General features: G+C 71.1%; 20 protein-coding genes and 3 tRNA genes. 3 read left to right on the top strand and 20 right to left on the bottom strand.

The window, feature by feature from the left end:
* Positions 1-11: 11 nt before the first annotated feature.
* The 12 genes from rpoB to CRP52_RS18660 form a co-directional block, all read right to left on the bottom strand.
* A complete protein-coding gene (gene rpoB, locus CRP52_RS18715) occupies positions 12-3,488 on the bottom strand; it encodes a DNA-directed RNA polymerase subunit beta (protein WP_097237462.1) in 3,477 nt (1,158 codons plus the stop codon).
* Between the two features lie 696 nt (positions 3,489-4,184).
* Positions 4,185-4,571 (bottom strand): 50S ribosomal protein L7/L12, encoded by a 387-nt coding sequence (gene rplL / locus CRP52_RS18710; protein ID WP_097237461.1) that lies wholly within the window; start codon positions 4,569-4,571, stop codon positions 4,185-4,187.
* An 88-nt stretch (positions 4,572-4,659) separates the two neighbouring features.
* Positions 4,660-5,223: a 50S ribosomal protein L10 gene (gene rplJ, locus CRP52_RS18705; protein ID WP_030055779.1), complete on the bottom strand. Its 564-nt coding sequence runs from the start codon at positions 5,221-5,223 to the stop codon at positions 4,660-4,662.
* Between the two features lie 371 nt (positions 5,224-5,594).
* Positions 5,595-6,470, bottom strand: a complete 876-nt coding sequence (locus CRP52_RS18700) for a hypothetical protein (protein WP_143685782.1) — start codon at positions 6,468-6,470, stop codon at positions 5,595-5,597.
* 136 nt (positions 6,471-6,606) lie between these two features.
* Complete coding sequence (locus CRP52_RS18695; protein ID WP_097237459.1) at positions 6,607-7,560, bottom strand: hypothetical protein; 954 nt, start codon at positions 7,558-7,560, stop codon at positions 6,607-6,609.
* Between the two features lie 105 nt (positions 7,561-7,665).
* Complete coding sequence (locus tag CRP52_RS18690; RefSeq protein ID WP_143685781.1) at positions 7,666-8,511, bottom strand: hypothetical protein; 846 nt, start codon at positions 8,509-8,511, stop codon at positions 7,666-7,668.
* Positions 8,512-8,635: 124 nt separating this feature from the next.
* A complete protein-coding gene (locus CRP52_RS18685; protein ID WP_097237457.1) occupies positions 8,636-9,418 on the bottom strand; it encodes a hypothetical protein in 783 nt (260 codons plus the stop codon).
* Positions 9,419-9,588: 170 nt separating this feature from the next.
* Complete coding sequence (gene rplA, locus CRP52_RS18680; protein ID WP_045693072.1) at positions 9,589-10,311, bottom strand: 50S ribosomal protein L1; 723 nt, start codon at positions 10,309-10,311, stop codon at positions 9,589-9,591.
* Between the two features lie 77 nt (positions 10,312-10,388).
* Entirely contained in the window at positions 10,389-10,823 is a 435-nt protein-coding gene (gene rplK / locus CRP52_RS18675) for a 50S ribosomal protein L11 (RefSeq protein WP_030232334.1), read from the bottom strand.
* Positions 10,824-10,988: 165 nt separating this feature from the next.
* Positions 10,989-11,891 (bottom strand): transcription termination/antitermination protein NusG, encoded by a 903-nt coding sequence (nusG, locus tag CRP52_RS18670; RefSeq protein WP_179852847.1) that lies wholly within the window; start codon positions 11,889-11,891, stop codon positions 10,989-10,991.
* A gap of 210 nt (positions 11,892-12,101) precedes the next feature.
* Positions 12,102-12,431 (bottom strand): preprotein translocase subunit SecE, encoded by a 330-nt coding sequence (gene secE / locus CRP52_RS18665; RefSeq protein ID WP_097237456.1) that lies wholly within the window; start codon positions 12,429-12,431, stop codon positions 12,102-12,104.
* A 150-nt stretch (positions 12,432-12,581) separates the two neighbouring features.
* Positions 12,582-12,654, bottom strand: a tRNA-Trp gene (locus tag CRP52_RS18660).
* Between the two features lie 285 nt (positions 12,655-12,939).
* Here CRP52_RS18660 and CRP52_RS18655 point away from each other — a divergent pair.
* Together CRP52_RS18655 and CRP52_RS18650 are read left to right on the top strand one after the other, a co-directional pair.
* Positions 12,940-14,187 carry a pyridoxal phosphate-dependent aminotransferase gene (locus tag CRP52_RS18655; RefSeq protein ID WP_179852846.1) on the top strand — a complete coding sequence of 416 codons (1,248 nt, stop codon included), beginning with the start codon at positions 12,940-12,942 and terminating at the stop codon, positions 14,185-14,187.
* A gap of 115 nt (positions 14,188-14,302) precedes the next feature.
* Positions 14,303-15,379, top strand: coding sequence for an adenosine deaminase (locus CRP52_RS18650; RefSeq protein WP_097237454.1), 1,077 nt, complete (start codon positions 14,303-14,305; stop codon positions 15,377-15,379).
* 6 nt (positions 15,380-15,385) lie between these two features.
* On the opposite strand, the gene CRP52_RS18645 is transcribed toward CRP52_RS18650, so the two are convergent.
* The 6 genes from CRP52_RS18645 to CRP52_RS18620 all read right to left on the bottom strand — a co-directional run bounded on the left by CRP52_RS18645 (position 15,386) and on the right by CRP52_RS18620 (position 18,039).
* On the bottom strand, positions 15,386-16,429 hold the full coding sequence (locus tag CRP52_RS18645; RefSeq protein WP_097240171.1) for a UDP-N-acetylmuramate dehydrogenase: 1,044 nt from the start codon (positions 16,427-16,429) through the stop codon (positions 15,386-15,388).
* Between the two features lie 154 nt (positions 16,430-16,583).
* The gene (locus CRP52_RS18640; protein ID WP_097237453.1) at positions 16,584-17,006 is read right to left on the bottom strand and encodes a MaoC family dehydratase; all 423 of its coding nucleotides are present in this window, start codon (positions 17,004-17,006) and stop codon (positions 16,584-16,586) included.
* A gap of 5 nt (positions 17,007-17,011) precedes the next feature.
* The gene (locus CRP52_RS18635; protein ID WP_097237452.1) at positions 17,012-17,470 is read right to left on the bottom strand and encodes a MaoC family dehydratase N-terminal domain-containing protein; all 459 of its coding nucleotides are present in this window, start codon (positions 17,468-17,470) and stop codon (positions 17,012-17,014) included.
* 132 nt (positions 17,471-17,602) lie between these two features.
* Positions 17,603-17,767 (bottom strand): 50S ribosomal protein L33, encoded by a 165-nt coding sequence (gene rpmG, locus CRP52_RS18630; protein WP_006604855.1) that lies wholly within the window; start codon positions 17,765-17,767, stop codon positions 17,603-17,605.
* 83 nt (positions 17,768-17,850) lie between these two features.
* Positions 17,851-17,923: transfer RNA gene (locus tag CRP52_RS18625), tRNA-Met, on the bottom strand.
* 43 nt (positions 17,924-17,966) lie between these two features.
* Positions 17,967-18,039, bottom strand: a tRNA-Thr gene (locus CRP52_RS18620).
* A 274-nt stretch (positions 18,040-18,313) separates the two neighbouring features.
* Here CRP52_RS18620 and CRP52_RS18615 point away from each other — a divergent pair.
* Complete coding sequence (locus CRP52_RS18615; RefSeq protein WP_097240170.1) at positions 18,314-19,582, top strand: hydrolase; 1,269 nt, start codon at positions 18,314-18,316, stop codon at positions 19,580-19,582.
* 274 nt (positions 19,583-19,856) lie between these two features.
* Here the strand turns inward: CRP52_RS18615 and CRP52_RS18610 are convergent, their stop codons facing one another.
* Together CRP52_RS18610 and CRP52_RS18605 are read right to left on the bottom strand one after the other, a co-directional pair.
* A complete protein-coding gene (locus CRP52_RS18610; protein ID WP_097237451.1) occupies positions 19,857-20,531 on the bottom strand; it encodes a response regulator in 675 nt (224 codons plus the stop codon).
* Positions 20,524-23,079 (bottom strand): sensor histidine kinase, encoded by a 2,556-nt coding sequence (locus CRP52_RS18605; RefSeq protein ID WP_097237450.1) that lies wholly within the window; start codon positions 23,077-23,079, stop codon positions 20,524-20,526. Before CRP52_RS18605 ends, CRP52_RS18610 begins: the two co-directional genes overlap by 8 nt.
* Positions 23,080-23,087: the final 8 nt, after the last annotated feature.

The raw sequence follows: 23,087 nt of genomic DNA, 5'->3' as shown, positions 1-23,087 counted from the left end.
CCCGACCTCCGTCAGACCTCTTCGACGCTGCTCGGCTCGCGCCGGGACAGGTCGATGCCGAGCTCCTCGGCGGCGCGGAACACGTCCTCGTCGGAGTCCCGCATCTCGATGGACTGGCCGTCCGAGGACAGCACCTCCACGTTGAGGCAGAGCGACTGCATTTCCTTGATGAGGACCTTGAAGGACTCGGGAATGCCGGGCTCGGGGATGTTCTCGCCCTTGACGATGGCCTCGTAGACCTTCACGCGGCCGAGCACGTCGTCGGACTTGATGGTGAGCAGCTCCTGCAGCGCGTAGGCCGCGCCGTACGCCTCAAGGGCCCACACCTCCATCTCACCGAAGCGCTGACCACCGAACTGCGCCTTACCACCGAGCGGCTGCTGGGTGATCATCGAGTACGGGCCGGTCGAGCGGGCGTGGAGCTTGTCGTCGACCAGGTGGTGCAGCTTGAGGATGTACATGTAGCCGACCGAGATCGGCATCGGGAACGGCTCGCCGGAGCGGCCGTCGAACAGCCGGGCCTTGCCGGTGGAGTTCACCAGGCGCTCACCGTCACGGGTGAGGGTGGTGTTGTCCAGCAGGCCGGTGATCTCGTCCTCGCGGGCGCCGTCGAAGACCGGGGTGGCGAGGTTGGTGCCACCGTCGACCTGGTCGGCGCCGATCGCCTGCAGGCGCTGGGCCCACTCGTCGGCGAGGCCTGAGACGTCCCAGCCCTGCTTGGCGAGCCACCCGAGGTGGATCTCCAGGACCTGTCCCGGGTTCATTCGGGACGGGACACCCAGCGGGTTGAGGATGATGTCGACCGGGGTGCCGTCCTCCAGGAACGGCATGTCCTCGACCGGCAGGATCTTGGAGATGACGCCCTTGTTGCCGTGACGGCCGGCGAGCTTGTCACCGTTGGTGATCTTGCGCTTCTGGGCCACGTAGACGCGGACCAGCTGGTTGACACCCGGGGGGAGCTCGTCGCCCTCCTCGCGGTCGAACACGCGCACGCCGATGACCTTGCCGGACTCACCGTGCGGGACCTTCAGCGAGGTGTCACGGACCTCACGGGCCTTCTCGCCGAAGATCGCGCGGAGCAGACGCTCCTCGGGGGTCAGCTCGGTCTCACCCTTCGGGGTGACCTTGCCGACCAGGATGTCGCCGGTGACGACGTCGGCGCCGATGCGGATGATGCCGCGCTCGTCGAGGTCGGCGAGGACCTCCTCGGAGACGTTCGGGATGTCCCGGGTGATCTCCTCGGGGCCGAGCTTGGTGTCACGGGCGTCGACCTCGTGCTCCTCGATGTGGATCGAGGAGAGGACGTCGTCCTGCACGAGGCGCTGCGACAGGATGATCGCGTCCTCGTAGTTGTGACCCTCCCACGACATGAACGCCACGAGCAGGTTCTTGCCGAGGGCCATCTCGCCCTCGTCGGTGCACGGGCCGTCAGCCAGCACCTGGCCGGCCTCGACCCGGGCGCCCTCGTCCACGAGCACCTTCTGGTTGAAGGAGGTGCCCTGGTTGGAGCGGGTGAACTTGGCGGCGCGGTACGTGGTGTACGTGCCGTCGTCGTTGGCCACGGTGACGTAGTCGGCCGAGACCTCCTGGACCACACCGGCCTTCTCGGCGGTGATCACGTCGGCGGCGTCGACGGCACAGCGGTACTCCATGCCGGTACCGACCAGCGGGGCCTCGCTCTTCAGCAGCGGCACCGCCTGGCGCATCATGTTCGAGCCCATGAGCGCGCGGTTGGCGTCGTCGTGCTCAAGGAACGGGATCATGGCGGTCGCGACCGACACCATCTGGCGCGGCGAGACGTCCATGTAGTCGATCTCGGTGCCGGGGATGTAGTCGATCTCGCCACCACGGCGGCGGACCAGGACGCGCGGCTCCGCGAAGGTCAGCTCCGCCGTCAGCGGGGCGTTGGCCTGCGCGATGACGTAGCGGTCCTCCTCGTCGGCGGTGAGGTAGTCGACCTGCTCGGTGACGACACCGTCGATGACCTTGCGGTACGGGGTCTCGATGAAACCGAACGCGTTGACCCGGCCGTACGAGGCCAGCGACCCGATCAGACCGATGTTCGGGCCTTCCGGGGTCTCGATCGGACACATGCGGCCGTAGTGCGAGGGGTGCACGTCACGGACCTCGAAGCCGGCGCGCTCACGGGAGAGACCACCGGGGCCGAGGGCGGACAGACGACGCTTGTGGGTCAGGCCCGACAGCGGGTTCGTCTGGTCCATGAACTGCGACAGCTGGCTGGTGCCGAAGAACTCCTTGATGGAGGCGACGACCGGCCGGATGTTGATCAGGGTCTGCGGCGTGATCGCCTCGACGTCCTGGGTGGTCATGCGCTCGCGCACGACGCGCTCCATGCGGGCGAGACCCGTACGGACCTGGTTCTGGATGAGCTCGCCGACGTTGCGCAGGCGACGGTTGCCGAAGTGGTCGATGTCGTCGACCTCGACCACGATGTCGCGGCCCTCGCCGTCACGCCACTCGGTCTCGCCCGCGTGCAGCTTCACCAGGTACTTGATCGCACCGATGATGTCGGGCTCGGTGAGCACGCCGGAGTCCAGCGACTCGGCGTTGCCCAGCTTGCGGTTGACCTTGTAGCGGCCGACCTTGGCCAGGTCGTAGCGCTTCGGGTTGAAGTACAGGTTCTCCAGAAGCGTCTGCGCGGCCTCGCGCGTCGGCGGCTCGCCCGGACGCAGCTTGCGGTAGATGTCCAGCAGCGCGTCGTCCTGGCCCTGGGTGTGGTCCTTCTCCAGGGTGTTGCGCATCGACTCGTACTCGCCGAACTCTTCGAGAATCATCTCGTTGGTCCAGCCGAGGGCCTTGAGCAGCACGGTGACGGACTGCTTGCGCTTGCGGTCGATGCGGACGCCGACCATGTCGCGCTTGTCGATCTCCATCTCCAGCCAGGCACCACGCGAGGGGATGACCTTGCAGGAGTAGATCTCCTTGTCGGAGACCTTGTCCAGGGTGGAGTCGAAGTACACACCCGGGGAGCGGACCAGCTGCGACACGACGACACGCTCGGTGCCGTTGATCACGAACGTGCCCTTGTGGGTCATGAGCGGGAAGTCGCCCATGAAGACCGTCTGAGACTTGATCTCACCGGTCTCGTTGTTGGTGAACTCGGCCGTGACGAAGAGCGGAGCCGCGTACGTGAAGTCGCGGTCCTTGCACTCGTCAATGGAGTTCTTCGGCGGCTCGAAACGGTGGTCGCGGAAGGTCAGGGACATCGACCCGCTGAAGTCCTCGATCGGCGAGATCTCCTCGAAGATCTCCTCCAGACCGGACTTGGTGGGGACGTCCTGACCGTTCTCCAGCGCCGCCTCGACCCGGGACTTCCAGGCCGCGTTGCCGAGCAGCCAGTCAAAGCTCTCGGTCTGCAGGGCCAGGAGGTTCGGGACCTCAAGGGGCTCCTTGATCTTCGCGAAGGAGACGCGGAGCGGGGCGGTGGATGCGGCGGAATTGTTCGAGGCGTTGCGCGGCGCGGCCAAGAGGGGGGTCCTTCCGAGGGCTCGGAGCTCACTACGCGCGTACCAGCCGGGCCTTCACGGGCTTGGTCCCGCCTCCTCGCCACTGGCCTCTGCCGGGGTCGGAACCCCAAGTCAGAGCCGCTTTGCGGAGGCGATGCCAGACCCCTTCAGGGCAACGCAAACTCCGGGCGACGAGTCACGGAGCAGCTAACAGGCAGCGCAAAGGGACAGTGTAGCCAATGGCCACACTGCTGTCCAGCTCTGATTCGGAGACCGAATCGGAGACTCCTCCCGGTAGCCGGCGAGCGCGGGCGCCCACCGGGTACTGCTCTAACTCACGTGGAGTCATTTCCCGCCGGAGCCACTGGTTATGCATCCAGCGGCGGACCAACCGGGCGGACTCGCGCCTTGAGAATCGCGCGCCGCGCCGGGTTCGTCAAGGGCCCGCCGGCGGCGCGGGCCTCGACCCGTCTATCGGTCCGGCCCCCTCCGGCGTTACAGAAGCCGTGGTGGGGGCCGCCCTGACGATGGTGATCACCATACCTCCCGGCACCGACAGTGCCGAGTGGGTCGTCGGCCACACCGGTGGGCCCCGCGGGCCCGAACTGCGGAAGGGGCCGGTGCCACCAGGGGCCCCGGGAACGCGAAAAAAGGCCGGGCCGACCACCCGCAAGGGTGATCGGCCCGGCCGCACGCCCCCTCAGAGGGGGCGCAAGATCACTTGACGGTGACCTTGGCGCCGGCGGCCTCAAGGGCAGCCTTGGCCTTCTCGGCAACGTCCTTGGCAACCTTCTCCAGGACCTTGGCACCAGCGGTGTCAACGAGGTCCTTGGCCTCCTTCAGGCCGAGGGAGGTCAGGGTGCGCACCTCCTTGATGACCTGGATCTTCTTGTCGCCGGCACCGTCGAGGATGACGTCGAACTCGTCCTGCTCCTCAGCGGCCTCAGCGGCGCCACCGGCGGCACCGGCAACGACGACGGCGGCGGCCGGGGCGGCAGCGGTGACGTCGAACTTCTCCTCGAAGGCCTTCACGAAGGCGGCGAGCTCGATGAGGGTGAGCTCCTCGAACTGCGCGAGCAGCTCGTCCTGGGTCAGCTTCGCCATGATGGCGTCCTTCCACTAATTCGGCAGGTGGTGCCGTATGTACGGGTTGGGCGGGCACGGGCCCGCAGCGAGGCGTGAGCCTGCGGAATTACTCCGCGGCCTCGTCCTCGGCGGCGGGAGCCGGCGTACCGGCACCGCCCTGCTCGACCTTGTCGCGCAGCGCGTCCACAGTGCGGACGAGCTTCGACGGCAGGGCCTGGAAGAGCGCGGCAGCCTGGGACTGCTTGGCCTTCAGGGCACCCGCCAGCTTGGCGAGCAGCACCTCGCGGGACTCGAGGTCCGCGAGCTTCTTGATCTCATCGGCGGACAGCGCCTTACCGTCAAGGACACCGCCCTTGATGATGAGAGCGGGGTTCTCCTTGGCGAAGTCACGCAGAGCCTTCGCCGACTCCACCGGGTCACCGGTGACGAAGGCGACAGCCGTCGGACCAGTGAACAGGTCGTCGAGCTCCGTGATCCCGACCTCATTGGCCGCAATCTTGGTCAGCGTGTTCTTCACCACGGCGTACTCGGCGTTGTCGCCGAGCGAGCGACGCAGGGTCTTGACCTGCTTCACCGAGAGACCGCGGTACTCGGTGAGCAGCGCCGCGGAGGAGCCACGGAACTTGTCCGTGATCTCGGCGACGGCGGCAGCCTTGTCGGGCCTGGCCATAGGCTTACGCCTCCTTCCGTGATGTCGAAGTCAGGCCGACCACGAAAGTCGACCAATTCTGCCGGGGACCGGCTGGACGGAAGGAAAGCTCCTGCGAAAATGCAATGAGCCCCGGTGCGCAGGGGCACGGGGCTCGGAACGACCTCGACGGGCGGCCGCGCGGACGCGGTACCCGGAAGTCGAAGCTCCAGACACACCTGCGCGGGCTGCCTGCGACGAAGCGCAGATCCTTCGGCCACCGACTCCCTGACGGGCGCGGCGACAACCAGCGGTCTTTGGCTTCCGACAGACTAGCCGGAGCCGTTCGCAAGGTGCAAATCGCCCTCGGACGGAGTAACCCGGGAGCACCCCCGGGCCCGCGCCGGCCCGGCTCAGCGGGCCAGCGGGGAGACCGTCCGGACGCCGGTGTCCACGGTGTCCGTCTCGGCCGGCGCCTGCGCCGAGAGCAGTGCCCCGGCGAGGTCCGTGTAGAGCACCGAGTCGTCCGCCCGGCCGCTGTCCCCGGTGCCGGTGCGCTGCAGCCTGACCAGCTGGTCCTTGTCGTTGAGCCAGAGGTCCAGGGTGAGCGAGATCGAGCCGCCGGGCGCGAGCGCGGCCCGCAGCCCGTCCCGCCGGGCCTGCGGCAGCTGGGTCTGGGCGGCCGCGTACCTCTCGGCGGTGGTGGTGACCCGGTAGTGCTCGACGGTCGAGTCCTCGTACTTCTCCTCGCCGACGAAGACCGGGTCCACCCCGTCGGCGCCGGCCGCGGCCAGCGCCTCGACCGGGTTCAGCAGGTCGACCAGCCCCGCGTACGGGACCTCCTTGCGGCCGTCCGGGTCCGGCGGGACGGTGAAGCGCTCCCAGTGCTTGCCGCCCTGCCGGGCGGCGGTGGCGGCGTCGCCGCCCTGGTAGGCGACGGTGTCCACGACGATCAGCTGCTCGGCCTCGGCCAGGGTGGAGCGCTTGATCTGCAGCGCCGTCTTGGGCTGCCAGAACAGCGGGCCGGATCCGGCGTCGGCGCCGAGCCGGTAGCTGACCTTGGCCCGGCGGGCGGTCTGCATGGCCAGTTGGGCGGAGAGCAGCACCCCGTGCGGCGAGCGGTCGGTCGGCTTGGCCGGGCTCGGGGAGGCGCTGCTCGGCGGGGCGCTGCTCGGGGACGGGCTGCCCGAGGCGGCGGCCGAGCCGTCGTCTCCCCCGCTGCAGCCGCTCAGCCCGCTCGCCAGCAGGGCGACGACGGCCACTGCCGCCAACCGCTGCCGTCCTGCCACGCCCGTTCCCTTCCTCGCCCTGCTCCCGGCCACCATGCCACCCCTGCCCGCCCGGCCCGGTGGCGGCCCCCTGGCTGAGTCCTTCGAGCCGGGCGGATCCACCGGGTCGGCCGAGTCGGGCGCCGGTGCGGCGCGATCAGCCGGTGGCGCCCTTGTCGAGCTTCGCCAGCTCGGAGAGCTCCACGGTGTCGGACGGGTCCGGCGCGGTCGTGCTGACCGGGGTGCCGTAGTCCGAGTAGCTGACGGTGGCCGTCATCGCGCCGACCTTGGTGTCCGCCTGCTCGGTCCGCTTGACCACCAGCTTGTCGGCGTCGACCCAGACGTCGATCGTCTCGCTGGTGACGCCGGCCGTGGTCAGGTTGTCCTTGATCTGCGCCAGCTCGTCCTGGGTCAGGCCGGTGCCGGTGGCGCCGGCGATGTCGTCGGCGCTGAGCTCACCGGTGTAGTGCGTGGTGGCCTTGCCGTTGACGGTCTCCTGGCCGACCTCGGTCACCTTGCCGCCGGCGATCAGCGTCCGGACGCCCTGCACCGGGTCGGCGCTCTTGAGCTGGTCGGTCGACCCGCCGGAGGCCTTGGCCATGTCGGTCTTGCTGTAGTGCAGCCAGTGCCGCCCGCCGAAGGCGTCGACCGCGTCGCCGCCCAGGCGCATGTACATCGCGTCCTTGGTGTAGCGGTACGGCGCGGTCTTGCCGCCGGTGACCGGCGCCAGCACGCTGCCCAGCGGGGAGTCGGACAGGTCCATGGTGATGTCGCCCTGGAGGCCGTCGGCCCAGGACACCGCGCCCTTGCCCTTCAGGGTGACCTGGCCGACCGTGATCACCTCGGAGATCTTCGCGGACTTCGCGGCGGTGGTCTTCTGGGTGACCTGCTCCAGCAGGACCGCCGGGGTCAGCTTGACCGGCTTGGCGCCGGTGGACGGCGCGTCGGCGGACGGCGTGGTGGAGGTCGGCGCGCCGACCACCGCGGCCGCGGTGGTCGGCGCGGCCGGGGCGGCGTTCCGGCCGCCGTCGTTGCTGTCGTTGCACGCGGTCGCGGTCAGCGCCAGGGCGGCGAGGACGACAGCGGTGGCGGTCTTGCGGGTTCCAGCCATGATTCCCCCCTTGAGGACCCCCGGGCGCGCGGTGCGCCCGGGGTGGTAGCCGGTCGTGCGGGTGGAGCCCCCCGGGCTCCGTTCGTGACCCGGCCGATCAGCCGATCAGCCGAGCAGCTTGAGGAGGTCGGCCTCGCTGCCGAGGTCGGTGGCGGCGGGCACGGTGATCGCGGCGGCCTTGCCGAGCCCCGAGTACTTGACGGTGACGGCGTCCTTCGCCCCGTTCGTGTCGCCGTACTCCTGGTACTGGACGAGCTCCTGCTTGGCGTTCAGCCAGAAGTCGAAGGTGAGGGTCTTGCCGTCCTCCTCCAGCGTCTTCTGGACGGCCTGGCGCTGGTCCGCCGGGAGCGCCGACATCCCGGCCACCAGGGCGGAGGTGTCCTCGACGGCCCGCAGGTGGGTGGTCTGGGCGCCGTCCAGGCTCTCCTGGCCGACCTTGGAGAGCTTGCCGCTCTGGGCCGCGACGGTGAGCACCACGACCGGGTTCAGCATCTGGCCCGCGGCCCGGAAGCCGTCGCCGGCCTCGTTCCCGGCGGGCAGCTTGACCCAGTGCTTGCCGGCCAGGGCCGCGTCGTCGCCGCCGAGGTAGGCGTCCGGGCCGATCACCCGGATCTTGATCTTCTTGCCCCCCATGTCGCCGGCGAGGTCCACGGACGCCTTGCCCGGGTCCTTCCAGTCGGCGTCGCCGGTGCCGCCGCCCTTGGCGTCGCCGGGGCTGATCATGCTGACCTTGCCGTTCCCGGCCTTCTGCATCACCAGCGCGGACGCGGCCAGGGCCGCCTTCGGGTCACCGGTCAGCGCGGCCGCGATCGGGTCACCGCCCTTGGCGTCGCTGCCCTTGGCGTCGCCGGTCTTGGTGTCGTTGCCGCCCTTGCCGCCGCCGCAGGCGGTGGCCCCGGCGAGCAGGAGGGCCGTCGTCGCGACGACCGAGGCGAGGCGCACAGCGCGCATGGAGGTACCCCCGTGAGATCAGATCCGATCCATGGAAGAGCCGATTTTCAGCTCTTCTCAGGCCTTGCTCAGGCGGACTCTAACGGATCGCCGGAGCCGCCACGCACCGGATATCCCTCTCCTGTCAGCCAGTTGCGGCAGGCGCCGGATCGCCCGTCCCCATGGAGGGGACATCCGTCGTGGTCACGATGGTTCCGGCACTGCCCCGGGCCGTCTCACGCAGTCTCAACAGCCGCTCGCCGGGCCCGACCCAGACGTCGAAGCCGATCGCCGCCACCCCGCGCTGCCGGTACCACTCGACCGTCGCCGAGCGCCGCTGCGGGCTCAACTCCTTGTCGGCGCCGAAGAATTCGTCCACCGGGGCGGAGCCCTGGTAGTGCGCGACGGTCGTTCCGGCCAGTTGCTCGCCGCCCAGCGAGCCCAGCCTGACGGTCTGCGCGATCGCGTAGGCGCGGCTGCCCGGGTCGGTGACCAGCGCGGTCATCCAGCCGCCGGCGTAGCCGTCCGGGGCGGGGCCGGCCTGAGGGTCGAGCGACTCCGCGGTGTAGCGGTCGGCGTGCTTGGCCGCGCCGCCCTGGTAGACCAGGTCGACCGCGCCGTCCTTCAGGGCCAGGTGCCCGGCGCCCGCCTCGTCGGTGAGGGTCAGAGCGCCCTCGTCAGAGGCTCCCCAGACCAGCGTGCCGCTCGCGGTGCGCCGGCCGTCCGGGCCCTCCTGCACCACCTCGATCCGGGCGCCGCCGGTGTCGTCCAGCGCCTGCGCGGCCGTCAGCACCACCTGCTTGGGCGGGACGGGCGCGGGGTTGCCGGGGGTGCGGGTGTCCGGGGCGGCCAGCAGGCTGCAGCCGGTGGCGCCGCCGAGCAGCAGCAGGGCCGCCAACAGGGCGGCGGAGCGGGGGGCGGGCGGCACGACACTCTCCGACGGTCATGGATTCTCCACATGATCTGACCGGCAGAGCGTACGACGCCCCGGGCAACCGTTCCCATCCGCCCGGATCCCGATCCGGCAACGACGACGGGCCCGCACCCCCGGTGAAGGGGTACGGGCCCGTCGTACGGACTGCTCTAGAGCACGGAGGCTCAGACCGCGGCCGGGTCCTCCTCGACGAGGAGGTTGCGGGTGCGGTTCGGGTCCACCTGGATGCCGGGGCCCATGGTGGTCGAGAACGCGGTCTTCTTGATGTAGCGGCCCTTGGCGGCGGACGGCTTGGCGCGGAGCACCTCGTCCAGCGCGGCGGCGTAGTTCTCGACCAGCTGCTCGTCGGTGAAGGAGGCCTTACCGATGATGAAGTGCAGGTTCGAGTGCTTGTCGACGCGGAACTCGATCTTGCCGCCCTTGATGTCGTTGACAGCCTTGGCGACGTCCGGGGTCACGGTGCCGGTCTTCGGGTTCGGCATCAGACCACGGGGACCGAGCACGCGGCCGAGGCGGCCGACCTTGCCCATGAGGTCCGGGGTGGCGACGACGGCGTCGAAGTCCAGACGGCCCTTGGCGACCTCGTCGATGAGCTCGTCGGAGCCGACGATGTCGGCGCCGGCAGCACGCGCGGCCTCGGCACGGTCGCCGGTCGCGAAGACCAGGACCCGAGCGGTCTTACCGGTGCCGTGCGGGAGGATCACGGTGCTGCGGACCATCTGGTCGGCCTTGCGCGGGTCGACGCCCAGACGCATGGCGACCTCGACGGTGCCGTCGAACTTGGTGGTGCTGGTGGCCTTGGCGAGGCGGACGGCCTCGAGGGGGGCGTAAAGGCGCTCGCGGTCGACCTGGGCGTCCGCGGCCTTCAGAGCCTTGCTGCGCTTCATAGCTGCTCCTGAATGGTGAATGGAGTTGTGGTGTCACGGGCCTGCGCAGGCCCTACCACAGGGACGAAAAGAGCTGGTCAGCCCTCGACGGTGATGCCCATCGACCGGGCGGTGCCGGCGATGATCTTCTCCGCCGCGTCCAGGTCGTTGGCGTTCAGGTCGGGCATCTTGGTGGTGGCGATGTCGCGGACCTGGGCGCTGGTGAGCTTGGCGACCTTGGTCTTGTGCGGCTCGCTGGAGCCCTTCTCGATACCGGCGGCCTTCAGGATGAGGCGCGCGGCCGGCGGCGTCTTCGTGATGAAGGTGAAGGAACGGTCCTCGTAGACCGTGATCTCCACCGGCACGATCATGCCGCGCTGCGACTCGGTCGCAGCGTTGTAGGCCTTGCAGAACTCCATGATGTTGACGCCGTGCTGGCCCAGCGCGGGGCCGACCGGCGGCGCCGGGTTGGCCGCACCGGCGTTGATCTGGAGCTTGATAAGCCCCGTGACCTTCTTCTTCTTGGGAGGCATGTCTCTCCGGGTCCTTCCGAGAGGTGATTGCTGGTGCGTGCGGAACCGGGGCGACACCCGGCCGCCAGCACACACATCGGACCAGGCTAACGCGTCTGCGCCGCTGGACCAAAACGGATTCGGGGCAGGGCGCTCGGCCCCGCCCCGAATCCGAAGACGGTATGACTAGTTCTTCTGGATCTGGTCGAAGGAGAGCTCGACCGGGGTCTCCCGGCCGAAGATCTCGACCAGGCCCTTGACCTTCTTCGAGTCGGGGTTGATCTCGTTGATGGTCGCCTGCAGGGTCGCGAACGGGCCGTCGGTGACGGTGACCGAGTCGCCGACCTCGAAGTCCAGCACCTGGATCTCGCTCGGCTTGACCGGCGAGGGCTTGCCGGCCTCCTTGGCCGCCTGGCGCTCGACGTCCGGGGCGAGCATCTTGACGACCTCGTCCAGCGTCAGCGGGTACGGGTCGTAGGCGTTGCCGACGAAGCCGGTGACACCCGGGGTGTTGCGCACGACGCCCCAGGACTCCGGGGTGAGGTCCATGCGCACCAGGACGTAGCCGGGGAGCTTGTTCTGGCGGATGGTCTTGCGGTCGCCGTTCTTGATCTGGACGACCTCCTCCTGCGGCACCTCGGCCTGGAAGATGTACTCCTCGACGTTCAGCGAGACGGCGCGCTGCTCCAGGTTCTGCTTCACCCGGTTCTCGTAGCCGGCGTAGGTGTGGATCACGTACCACTCGCCCGGCATGAAGCGCAGGTCCTCGCGGAACTTGGCGACCGGGTCGACCTCGACGGCCGGCTCCTCGGCCTCGACCTCGGCCTCGGTCTCCTCGGCGGCGGCCTCGACCTCGCCCTCCTCGGCGGCGGCCTCGACCTCGCCCTCCACGTCCAGCGCGGCCTCCCCGGCGGACTCGCCGGCCTCAGCCTCGTCGTACGCCTCGACCTCGTCCTCGTCGCTGTCCGCGGCGTCCGCGATCTGCTCGGCGGACTCGGCGTCGACAGCCAGCTCGGCCGCGTCCAGCTCGGCGGCGACATCCGCCTCGCGGACGGTCTCGTCGGCGTCGTACAGGGGGGACTCAGACACGGTGGCTGCTTCTTTCCTGGAGATGGTGAAGGTGGCGCGCTCCGGAACCGGCCCCGGCACGCTGCCGCTGACGCGGGCGCCTGGTTGAGGTCTCGGAGACTTCAACAGTACCGAGTCAACGGTAACGGCGCGTACGACCGCCACCGACAGCTCGACCCGGGCCGAAGGTCGGCCCGGGTCGGGAAGCTGTTTCGAAGGTGGGCGGCTGCGTCAGCCGAAGATCCAGAGGCTCAGCTTGGAGAAGCCGTAGTCCAGACCGGCCACGATGGCCATCATGACCACGACGAACGTGACCACGACCGCGGTGTAGTTGGTCAGCTCGCTCCGGGTCGGCCAGACGACCTTGCGCAGCTCCGCGATGATCTGGCGGTAGAACAGGCCGATCCGGGCGAAGAGGCCCTTCTTGGCCCGCTTGCCGGACTTCTTCTCCCGCTTGCCCGACTTCTTCTCGCCGTCGGCAGGCGTGGTCTCGGCAGCGCCGTCGGCACCCTCAGGGTTGCCGCTCTCAGGCGTTGCGGTGGAGCCCGTGGTCTCCGTCACTCGTCCTCACCTGAATCCGGGTCCTGCCGGTCTTCGCCGCGCACCCGAAGGGGGCACGACCAGAGCCGGCGTAGCGGTGCTGATCGGTGCCATCTCCGCATCAAGCCCGCTCGCTCTGTGGAGCGAACGGGCTGAAAACGGATCTAGCAGCAGGGCAAGAGGGACTCGAACCCCCAACCGCCGGTTTTGGAGACCGGTGCTCTACCAATTGAGCTATTGCCCTACGGTGCCTCGCGGCTCCGGTGGCGACCAACCTACCGCATCTCCCCCCGCTGTCCGTAACAGCGGTGAAAGCTCCGGTCTTTTTCGGCGGGCCGTCGAGCAGCGAGTGTACGTGGTCGAGGGGGGTTTGGTCGAACGTCTTCTCCCGGGAGGCTGCGACGCCCGGCGGATGTGCGGTCCGACGGGGCGTCCGCCGACGGATCGCCAGGGGCCGGGATCCGGACGGAACCGTACGGATACTGGAACCGCGCCGCCCGGTACGTCCGGGTTCTGCGACGATGCAGGCATGAGCGCTTCCACCCCGCAGCCCGACCAGTCCATCCGCCCCGCCGACCGCCGGGTCTCCGCCCGGATCGGCGCGATCGCCGAGTCCGCGACCCTCGCCGTGGACGCCAAGGCCAAGGCCCTCAAGGCGGCCGGCCGACCGGTGATCGGCTTCGGCGCCGGCGAGCCCGACTTCCCGACGCCGGACTACATCGTCGAGGCGGCCGTCGAGGCCTGCCGCGACCCGAAGAACCACCGTTACACCCCGGCGGGTGGCCTGCCCGAGCTGAAGGCCGCGATCGCCGCGAAGACGCTGCGCGACTCCGGCTACCAGGTGGACGCTTCCCAGGTACTGGTCACCAACGGCGGCAAGCAGGCGATCTACGAGGCCTTCGCGGCGATCCTGGACCCGGGCGACGAGGTCATCGTCCCGGCCCCGTACTGGACCACCTACCCGGAGTCGATCCAGCTCGCGGGCGGTGTGCCGGTGGAGGTCGTCGCGGACGAGACCACCGGCTACAAGGTCTCGGTCGAGCAGCTGGAGGCCGCCCGCACCGAGAACACCAAGGTGGTGCTCTTCGTCTCGCCGTCCAACCCGACCGGCGCGGTGTACACCCGGGACGAGGCCGAGGCGATCGGCCGCTGGGCGCTGGAGCACGGCCTCTGGGTGCTCACCGACGAGATCTACGAGCACCTGGTCTACGGCGACGCGACCTTCACCTCGCTCCCGGCCCTGCTGCCCGCGCTGGCCGACAAGTGCATCGTGGTCAACGGCGTCGCCAAGACCTACGCGATGACCGGCTGGCGGGTGGGCTGGGTGATCGGCCCCAAGGACGTCATCAAGGCCGCGACCAACCTGCAGTCGCACGCCACCTCGAACGTCTCCAACGTCGCCCAGCGCGCCGCCCTGGCCGCCGTGGCCGGCGACCTGTCCGCCGTGCACGAGATGCGCACCGCCTTCGACCGCCGCCGCCGGACCATCGTGCGGATGCTCAACGAGATCGACGGCGTCGTCTGCCCCGAGCCCGAGGGCGCCTTCTACGCCTACCCCTCGGTCAAGGGCCTGCTGGGCAAGGAGATCCGCGGTCAGCGCCCGCAGACCTCCGCCGAGCTGGCGAGCCTGATCCTGGACGAGGTCGAGGTCGCCGCCGTCCCCGGTGAGGCCTTCGGCACCCCCGGCTACCTGCGGTTCTCCTACGCGCTCGGCGACGAGGACCTGGTCGAGGGCATCAGCCGGATCCAGAAGCTGCTCGGCGAGGCCCGCGACTGACGCCTGTCGTCAAACCGACATACGGGATTCACCCGGCACACCGCCCTCTTTCACCCCTTCGGGGGATGAAAAGAGGGCGGTTCCCGTTCGGGGCCGCATACGGCAGTATCGGGAGATGGAACGCCTGTTGAACCCGCGAGACGTCAGGGGCCTCCCGAAGGCCCACCTGCACCTGCACTTCACCGGCTCGATGCGCCCCGCCACCCTGCTGGAGCTGGCCGACAAGCACGGCGTCCGGCTGCCGGAGGCGCTCAGCTCCGGCGAGCCGCCCAAGTTGCGGGCCACCGACGAGCGCGGCTGGTTCCGCTTCCAGCGCCTGTACGACACCGCCCGCTCGGTGCTGCGGGACGAGCAGGACATCCGCCGGCTGGTCCTGGAGACCGCCGAGGACGAGCGGCGGGACGGCTCCCGCTGGCTGGAGATCCAGGTCGACCCGACCTCGTACGCGCCCCGGCTGGGCGGGCTGATCCCCGCCCTGGAGCTGATCCTGGACGCGGTGGAGCACGCCGCCGCAGCCACCGGGGTGGGCATCCGGGTGCTGGTCGCGGCCAACCGGATGAAGTCCCCGATGGACGCCCGGACGCTGGCCCGGCTCGCCGTCCGCTACGCCGACCACGGGGTGGTCGGCTTCGGCCTGTCCAACGACGAACGCCGGGGCCTCGCCCGGGACTTCGACCGGGCCTTCGCGATCGCCCGCAACGGCGGGCTGCTGGCCGCCCCGCACGGCGGCGAGCTGGCCGGCCCGGAGTCCGTCCGGGACTGCCTGGACGACCTGGGCGCCACCCGGATCGGCCACGGCGTACGGGCCGCCGAGGACCCGCGGCTGATGCAGCGGCTGGCGGACCGCCAGGTCACCTGCGAGGTCTGCCCCTCCTCCAACGTCTCGCTCGGGGTCTACGAGCACCCCGAGGAGGTCCCGCTGCGCCGGCTCTTCGACGCCGGGGTGCCGCTGGCACTGGGCGCGGACGACCCGCTGCTGTTCGGCAGTCGGCTGGCCGCCCAGTACGAGCTGGTCCGGGACGTCCTGGGCTTCAGCGACGCCGAACTCGCCGAGCTGGCACGGCAGTCGGTGCGCGGCTCGGTCGCGCCGGAGTCGGTCCGCAAGGAGCTGCTGGCGGACATCGACGCCTGGCTGGCGGACGGCCACGCCGCCCCTGTGGACGCGGCCGACGCGACCGCCGTCACCGCCTAGGGCCGGTCAGAGCGCGACGCCCACCATCACCGGCTCGTTCACCAGCTCCACCCCGAAGGCCTCGCGGACCCCGTCCCGGATCTCCCGGGCCAGCTCCAGCAGGTCCTCGGCGGTGGCCGAGCCACGGTTGGTGAGCGCCAGGGTGTGCTTGGTGGAGAGCGTCGCCGGGCCGCTGCCGTAGCCCTTGCCGAAGCCGGCCCGGTCGATCAGCCAGGCCGCGGAGGTCTTGGTGCAGCCCTCCGGCGCCGGGTAGGCGGGGGCGTTCTCGGTGCCCGGGCGGGTCCGGAACGACTCGTACTGGGCGGCCGTGAGCACCGGGTTGGTGAAGAAGGAGCCCGCCGACCAGGTGTCGTGGTCCGCCGGGTCCAGCACCATGCCCTTGCCGGCGCGCAGCAGCAGCACCGCGTTCCAGGCCGCGCCGACCGGCACCCGGTCGCCCTGCTCGACGCCCAGCTGCCGGGCCGTCTCGGCGTAGCGGATGGGGGTGGAGAGCCCGCCGTCGTCCTCCAGGCGGAAGCGGACCCGCAGCACCACGTAGCGGTCCGGCTCGGCCTTGAAGCGGCTGTGCCGGTAGGAGAACGCGCACTCGGCGTTCGAAAGGGTGACCACCTCGTCGGCCGTGCGGTCGTAAGCGACCACCTCGGTGATCGACTGCGCGACCTCCTGGCCGTACGCGCCGACGTTCTGCACCGGGGTGGCGCCGGCCGAGCCGGGGATGCCGGCCAGGAACTCGATGCCCGCCAGGTCGTGGTCCAGCACCGTCCGGCGGACCACCTCGGACCAGGTCTCGCCGGCCGCGACCTCCAGCGCGGTGCCGTCCAGGACGAAGCCCTCGGTGGCGATCCGCAGCACGGTGCCGGGGAAGCCGGCGTCGCCGATGACCAGGTTGGAGCCGCCGCCGAGGACCAGCAGCGGCTCGCCGGCCGCGTCGGCCTCGCGGACGGCGGCGACCACCTCGTCGTCGGTGTGGGCGGTCACCAGCCGGCGGGCCGGGCCGCCGAGCCGGAGCGTGGTCAGCGGGGCGAGGGGGGCGTCGTTTTCTACCAGCACGCCCACCAGCGTACGGGGGAAGGTCCCGCCGAAAGGACACGCTTTCCTTTCGGCGGGACCTTCCGCTCCGCACCCGCTCGGACGCTCAGGCGCTCAGGCGCTCAGGCGCTCGGACGCTCGGACGCTCGGACGCTCGGACCAGGGACCGGACGGCTCAGCCGAGCCGGACGACCGCCCGGGACATCCCGAGGACCTTCTGACCGCCGGTGGTGGCCAGCAGGTCGACCTGCACCCTGCGGTCGTCCAGCTTCTTGGCGACCTTGGCGGAGACCTCGACCACCGCACCGACCCCGTCGTTGGGCACCGGCACCGGACGGGTGAAGCGCACGCCGTACTCGACCACCGCGGCCGGGTCGCCGACCCAGTCGGTGACCACCCGGATCGCCTCGGCCATGGTGAACATGCCGTGCGCGATGACGTCCGGCAGGCCGACCTCCAGGGCGAACTTCTCGTTCCAGTGGATCGGGTTGAAGTCGCCGGAGGCGCCCGCGTAGCGCACCAGTGTGTCGCGGGTCACCGGGAAGGACTGCGCCGGCAGCTCGGTGCCGACCTCGACCTCGTCGTAGCTGATCGCCATCGCGCTCACTCCCCTGCCTCGTCGGCGGCCCGGGCCACCAGCGTCATGACCGACGTCACCACGTGCTCGCCGGTCGCGTCCGTCACCTCACCACGCACGGTGAGCACGTCATTGCCCGCCAGCGACTTGATGTTGTCGATGGTCACCGCGACCGACAGCCGGTCGCCGGCCCGCACCGGGCGGGTGTAGGCGAACTTCTGGTCGCCGTGCACCACCCGGCTGAAGTCCAGACCCAGCTCCGGGTCCTGGACGACCTGGCCGGCCGCGCGGTAGGTGATCACGAACGGGAAGGTCGGCGGGGCGATCACGTCCGGGTGGCCCAGCGCCTTCGCCGCCTCCGCGTCGGTGTACGCCGGATTGGCGTCGCCGATCGCGGTCGCGAACTCACGGATCTTCTCCCGGCCGACCTCGTACGGCTCGGTGGGCGGGTAACTACGCCCGATGAAGGAGGGGTCGAGTGCCATGGCAGCTCCTCGGAACGCGGGTGGATACGAAGCGGACGGATACGAAAATGACTCCGGGCCACACCCCTCATGAGGGATGCGGCCCGGAGTCGAAGACCTGATTTCACACAGGCCCGATGCCCTGCGAGAGGGTCAGCGGGTCTCGCGGTGCGCGGTGTGCGAGTTGCAGCGGGGGCAGTGCTTCTTCATCTCAAGACGGTCCGGGTCGTTACGCCGGTTCTTCTTGGTGATGTAGTTCCGCTCCTTGCACTCCACGCAGGCCAGCGTGATCTTCGGGCGGACGTCGGTGGCAGCCACGGGAGTGCCTTCCTTGGACAACGAATAAGAACACAACAAGAGTAGCCGACCGGGAGTGCGATCTCCCGACCGACTACGCGGGGTAGCGGTGACCGGACTTGAACCGGTGACACAGCGATTATGAGCCGCTTGCTCTACCAACTGAGCTACACCGCCACAGTGATCCGCAGCACAGCCGAAGCTGACCACTTCTCACCAGAGCCCCCATGCGGAATCGAACCGCAGACCTTCTCCTTACCATGGAGACGCTCTACCGACTGAGCTATAGGGGCGAACGAGGAAGAGATTACACGTTTCGCGCCCGGAGGTGAAATCCGTATCCCGCGGCGAAGACCGCAGGTGGGCGACGTGCACGGACGAGCGATCCAAGGCCGGGCGTTCGATCGGCCCGCGAGCCGTAGGGCCGGGGGCGGCAGGAACACGGCCCGACCCGATACGACTATTGCCCGCCTCCCGGCGCCCCGCCCCCGTGCGCCATAGGCTCGACCCTCATTGATCGGGATCGACCGGCCGACCGCACGGGGCCGGCACGAGAAGGAGCCGGCGATGGACAGCGCAGCCGCGGACGGGCCGCACCACGGGCCCGGCTCGGCCGCCAACCCGCTCGGACACGGACCGGTCCTGCTGCTCACCGGCGCCCGGCTGGCCGACGGGCGGGTGGTGGACGTCCGGATCAGCGGCGACCGGATCCAGGCCGTCGGCACCGTGGGCAGCCTCGGCCCGCTGCCCGCCCTGCCCGGCGCCCCCACCGTCACCACCGGCGCCCGGATCGACCTCAGGGGCTACCTGCTGCTCCCGGCCCCCGCCGAGGCTCACGCCCACTACGACAGCGCCTTCTCCGCCGCCCTGCCCGCCCCGCCGCCGGACACCCAGACCGATCTCACCCGCCGGGTCACCGAGGCCGCGCTCACCTCGCTCGGCTACGGCGCCACCGCCCAGCGCACCCACGTCCGGATCGGCGACGTGCACGGGCTGCGCCGGCTGGAGGCGGTGCTCACCGCCCGGCAGGCGCTGAGCGGGCTGGCCGACCTGCAGGCGGTGGCGATGCCCCGGCTGCTCACCGGCCGGGCCGGTGCGGACGGCCGGGCGCAGCTGCGCGAGGCGCTCAAGCTGGGCGCCACGGCGGCCGGCGGCTGCCCGGAGCTGGACCCGGACCCGGCCGGGTACGTCCAGCTGCTGCTGGAGGCCGCCCGGGAGGCGGACTGCCCGGTGGACCTGCACACCACCGCCGGTGACGCCGCCCAACTCGCCCGGCTGGCAGGGGCCTTGGCGCCGCTGCGGCCGCGGGTGACGCTCGGGCCGTGCGGGGCGCTGGCCCGCGGTGCGTCGACGGTGCTGGCGACCAGCGGGGTGCGGGTGGTCTGCCTGCCGCAGAACGGCGGCTGCACCGGCCTGGAGGGCCGGGCGGCGGGCCTGCGGCCGGGCCTGCTGAGGGAGTTGGCGGCGGCGCAGGTGCCGCTGGCGGCGGGCAGCGGGGCACTGCGCGACCCGTCCAACCCGGTCGGCCGGGCGGATCCGCTGGAGTCGGCGTACCTGCTGGCGGCGGGCGGGGAGTTGGGCCCGGAGGCGGCGTACGACGCGGTGGCGAACCAGGCCCGGGCGGCGCTCGGGCTGCCGCCGGTCCGGGTGGACGCCGGGTTCCCGGCGGAGCTGCTGGCGGTGCGCGGGGACAGCCTGACCGGGGCGCTCGCGGGCGGGCACAGCCGGCTGGTGGTGCACAGCGGCCGGGTGGTGAGCCGGACCAGCGCGGTGCGGGAGTTCGCCGACACCGTGGCGCTGGCGCTGCCGCGGCAGTCCGGAAGCACCGAGGACTGACCCAGGACTGACCGACGTGGCCCGGCAGGGCTCGGCGGGGCTTGGCAGGGCTTGGCAGGCAAAGGGGCGCGCGACGGATGGTCGCGCGCCCCTCCCCCACCTGCTGGCCGTCCGTGGACGGCGGCGCGAGCGGCCCCAGGCTTCCCCCACACGGAGCAGGGCCGCTCGCTTCGGTACCGACGCTACGCCCACGGAGCACCGCCGCCGACCGGCCTTGACGCCCTCCTGTCGGCGAACCGGCCGCTCTTGACGGGCCGTTGACGGGCGGGCCCGGTCAGGGCACGTACCGGTACCCGATGCCCGGCTCGGTGATCAGGTGCCGCGGCCGGGCCGGGTCGCGCTCCAACTTGCGGCGCAGCCCTGCCAGGTAGACCCGCAGGTAGTTGCCGCGCCCCTCCTGGGCGGGCCCCCACACCTCGCGCAGGATCTGCCGGCCGGGCACCAGCCGGCCGGGGTTGGCGAGCAGCAGGGTGAGGATCCGCCACTCGGTCGGGGTGAGCCGCACGGTGCCGTGGGGGCCGTGCACCGTGGTGGCCGCGAGGTCCACGGTGTGCTCGCCGATCACCGGCCGGCCGGGGAGGACACCGCTCGGCGGGCGGCGCAGCACGGCGCGCAGCCGGGCCAGCAGCTCGTCCATCAGGAACGGCTTGGTGAGGTAGTCGTCGGCGCCCGCGTCCAGGGCCCCGATCTTGTCGGCGGCGTCGCTCCGGCCGGAGAGCACGATGATCGGCGCCGCGCTGTGGGTGCGCAGACCGCGCAGCACGTCCATCCCGTCGAGGTCGGGCAGGCCGAGGTCGAGCAGCACGGCGTCCGGGGCGGAGTGCGCGGCCCGGTCCAGCGCCTCGCCACCGCTGGCGGCGGTGCGGACGGCGTACTGCCGGGCGCTGAGGTTGATCCGTAAGGTGCGCAGGAGGGCGGGTTCGTCGTCGACGACCAGGATTTCACTCATGCGGCAGTTCCTCCCGGGGTGCGGCGGGCAGGGTGAGCAGCATCGTGGTGCCGCCGCCGGGGGTGTCCTCGACCTCCAGGCTGCCGCCCATGGCCTCGGCGAGGCCGCGGGAGAGGGCGAGGCCCAGGCCGACGCCGGTGGTGTTGTCGGTGTCGCCGAGGCGCTGGAAGGGCAGGAAGACCCGGTCGCGGTCCTCGGGGGCGATGCCCGGGCCGCGGTCGATCACCCGGAGCTCGACCTGCTCGGCGTGGTGGCTGGCGGTGACCAGGACGGGCGCGCCGGGGGCGTTGTGGCGCAGCGCGTTGGTGATGACGTTGGCGAGGACGCGTTCCAGCAGCGGCGGGTCGGCGAGCACCGGCGGGGCGGTGTCGAGGTCCAGCGGCTGGATCGGCGCGTACGGGTCGGTGAGGCTGTCGAGCGCCCTGGGCAGGATCTCGTCCAGGTGGATCTCGGTGACGTGCAGGGTGAGGGCGCCGGCCTGGAGGCGGCTCATGTCGAGCAGGTTGTCCACCAGACGGGTGAGCTTGACCAGGGACTCGTCGGCGGTGGCGAGGAGTTCGGCCTGGTCCTCGGGCGAGAACTCGACGTCGGGGCTGCGCAGCGAGCCGACCGAGGCGCGGGCGGCCGCCAGCGGGGTGCGCAGGTCGTGGCTGACGGCGGCGAGCAGGGCGGTGCGCATCCGGTCGGCGGCCTTGATCGGTTCGACCTCGGCGGCGACCACGGCCAGCCGGTCGCGTTCCAGCGCGGCGCCGACGTGGGCGGCGAAGGCGGTGAGCACCCGCTGGTCGGCGGCGGGCAGCCGGCGGCCGGTGAGCACCAGGAGGGCGTCCGGGCCGACCGGGACCTCGGTGGTCTCGTTCGGCCCGTCGGCCGGGTCCGAGGGGTCGGCCGGGTGCTCGCCCTCACAGTGCGCGAGCACCTCGCCGTCGCCGCGGGAGAGCAGCGCGACGGCCCGCATGCCGAAGGCCGTGCGGGACTTCTCCAGCAGGGCGGGCAGGGCATCGGCGCCGCGCAGCACGCTGCCGGCCAGGGTGGAGAGGGTCTCGGCCTCGGCGGTGGCGCGGGCGGCCCGGGTGGTGAGCCGGCCGGCGTGGTCGACCACGGTGGAGACGGCGAGTGCGATGGCGGTGAAGACCACCAGGGCGACGATGTTGTTGGTCTCGCCGATGGTCAGGCTGTGGACCGGCGGGATGAAGTAGTAGTTCAGCAGCACCGAGGCGATGACCGCGGCCACCAGGGCGGACATCGCGCCGCCGAGCAGGGCGACGATGACCACGCCGAGCTGGAAGATCAGCGCGTCGGTGGTGAGGTTGATCCGGTGGTGGGCCTGGGACAGCAGCGCGGTGAGCACCCAGGGCATGACGAAGCCGGCCGCGTAGCCGAGGACGGTGCGGCGCCTGGAGTGGCGCCGGCCGAGCGAGGGCAGCCGGCCGCGGCCGGTGAACTCGTGGGTGACCATGTGGACGTCGATGTCCTCGGAGCTGTCCACGGTGGTCTGTCCGGTGCCGGGCCCGGTGAGGAAGCGGTTGATCCGGCCGCGGCGGCTGGTGCCGAGCACCAGCTGGGTGGCGTCGTGGGCGCGGGCGAAGGCGAGCAGCGCGGTGGGGACGTCGTCGCCGACCACCACGTGGTAGCTGCCGCCCAGGGTCTCCACCAGCTGCCGCTGCTGGGCGAGCGCGCCGGAGGAGGCGCCGGCCAGGCCGTCGCTGCGGGAGACGTGGACGGCCAGCAGGTCGCCGCCGGCGGTGCGGTCGGCGATCCGGGCGGCGCGGCGGATCAGGGTCTCGCCCTCGGGGCCACCGGTCAGGGCGACCACGACGCGTTCGCGGGTCTCCCAGACCCGGTCGATGCTGTGGGCCGACCGGTAGTCGCGCAGGCCCTCGTCGACCCGCCCGGCGACCCAGAGCAGGGCGAGCTCGCGCAGGGCGGTGAGGTTGCCGACCCGGAAGTAGTTGGAGAGCGCGGCGTCCACCTTCTCGGCTTTGTAGACGTTGCCGTGGGCCATCCGGCGGCGCAGTGCCTGCGGGGCCATGTCGACGAGTTCGATCTGGTCGGCCCGGCGGACCACCTCGTCCGGGACGGTCTCGCGCTGGGGGATGCCGGTGATCTTCCGGACGACGTCGTTCAGCGACTCCAGGTGCTGGATGTTGACGGTGGTGATGACGTCGATCCCGGCGGCGAGCAGTTCCTCGACGTCCTGCCAGCGCTTGGCGTGCCGGCCGCCGGGGATGTTGGTGTGCGCCAGCTCGTCCACCAGGACGACGGCCGGGCGGCGGGCGAGCGCGGCGTCCAGGTCCATCTCCTCGAACTCGGCGTCCCGGTAGGAGCGGTGGGCCCGCGGCAGGACCTCCAGGCCGGCCAGCATGGCCTCGGTGTGGCGTCGGCCGTGGCACTCGATGAACCCGACCACGACGTCGGACCCGCGTTCCTGTCTGCGCCGGGCCTCGTCCAGCATCCGGTAGGTCTTGCCGACCCCGGGGGCGGAGCCGAGGTACACCCTCAGCCGACCGCGGCGCACGCCGGGGCCGGGGGTGAGGTCGCGGGCCATGGGCACTG

The sequence above is a fragment of the Streptomyces sp. 1331.2 genome, assembly GCF_900199205.1.
Lineage (GTDB): Bacteria > Actinomycetota > Actinomycetes > Streptomycetales > Streptomycetaceae > Kitasatospora.
Note: the sequence above shows the minus strand (reverse complement) of the source record. Positions and strands in the feature narration are given on the sequence as shown.

Excerpts from the sequence above, each read along its gene's own strand:
- rplA (WP_045693072.1), bottom strand. The coding sequence starts at position 10,311 with ATGAAGCGCAGCAAGGCTCTGAAGGCCGCGGACGCCCAGGTCGACCGC.
- CRP52_RS18615 (WP_097240170.1), top strand. The coding sequence starts at position 18,314 with ATGGACAGCGCAGCCGCGGACGGGCCGCACCACGGGCCCGGCTCGGCC.
- rplJ (WP_030055779.1), bottom strand. The coding sequence starts at position 5,223 with ATGGCCAGGCCCGACAAGGCTGCCGCCGTCGCCGAGATCACGGACAAG.
- CRP52_RS18690 (WP_143685781.1), bottom strand. The coding sequence starts at position 8,511 with ATGCGCGCTGTGCGCCTCGCCTCGGTCGTCGCGACGACGGCCCTCCTG.
- CRP52_RS18655 (WP_179852846.1), top strand. The coding sequence starts at position 12,940 with ATGAGCGCTTCCACCCCGCAGCCCGACCAGTCCATCCGCCCCGCCGAC.
- CRP52_RS18605 (WP_097237450.1), bottom strand. The coding sequence starts at position 23,079 with ATGGCCCGCGACCTCACCCCCGGCCCCGGCGTGCGCCGCGGTCGGCTG.
- CRP52_RS18695 (WP_097237459.1), bottom strand. The coding sequence starts at position 7,560 with ATGGCTGGAACCCGCAAGACCGCCACCGCTGTCGTCCTCGCCGCCCTG.
- rplL (WP_097237461.1), bottom strand. The coding sequence starts at position 4,571 with ATGGCGAAGCTGACCCAGGACGAGCTGCTCGCGCAGTTCGAGGAGCTC.
- CRP52_RS18650 (WP_097237454.1), top strand. The coding sequence starts at position 14,303 with ATGGAACGCCTGTTGAACCCGCGAGACGTCAGGGGCCTCCCGAAGGCC.
- CRP52_RS18640 (WP_097237453.1), bottom strand. The coding sequence starts at position 17,006 with ATGGCGATCAGCTACGACGAGGTCGAGGTCGGCACCGAGCTGCCGGCG.
- CRP52_RS18610 (WP_097237451.1), bottom strand. The coding sequence starts at position 20,531 with ATGAGTGAAATCCTGGTCGTCGACGACGAACCCGCCCTCCTGCGCACC.
- CRP52_RS18635 (WP_097237452.1), bottom strand. The coding sequence starts at position 17,470 with ATGGCACTCGACCCCTCCTTCATCGGGCGTAGTTACCCGCCCACCGAG.
- rplK (WP_030232334.1), bottom strand. The coding sequence starts at position 10,823 with ATGCCTCCCAAGAAGAAGAAGGTCACGGGGCTTATCAAGCTCCAGATC.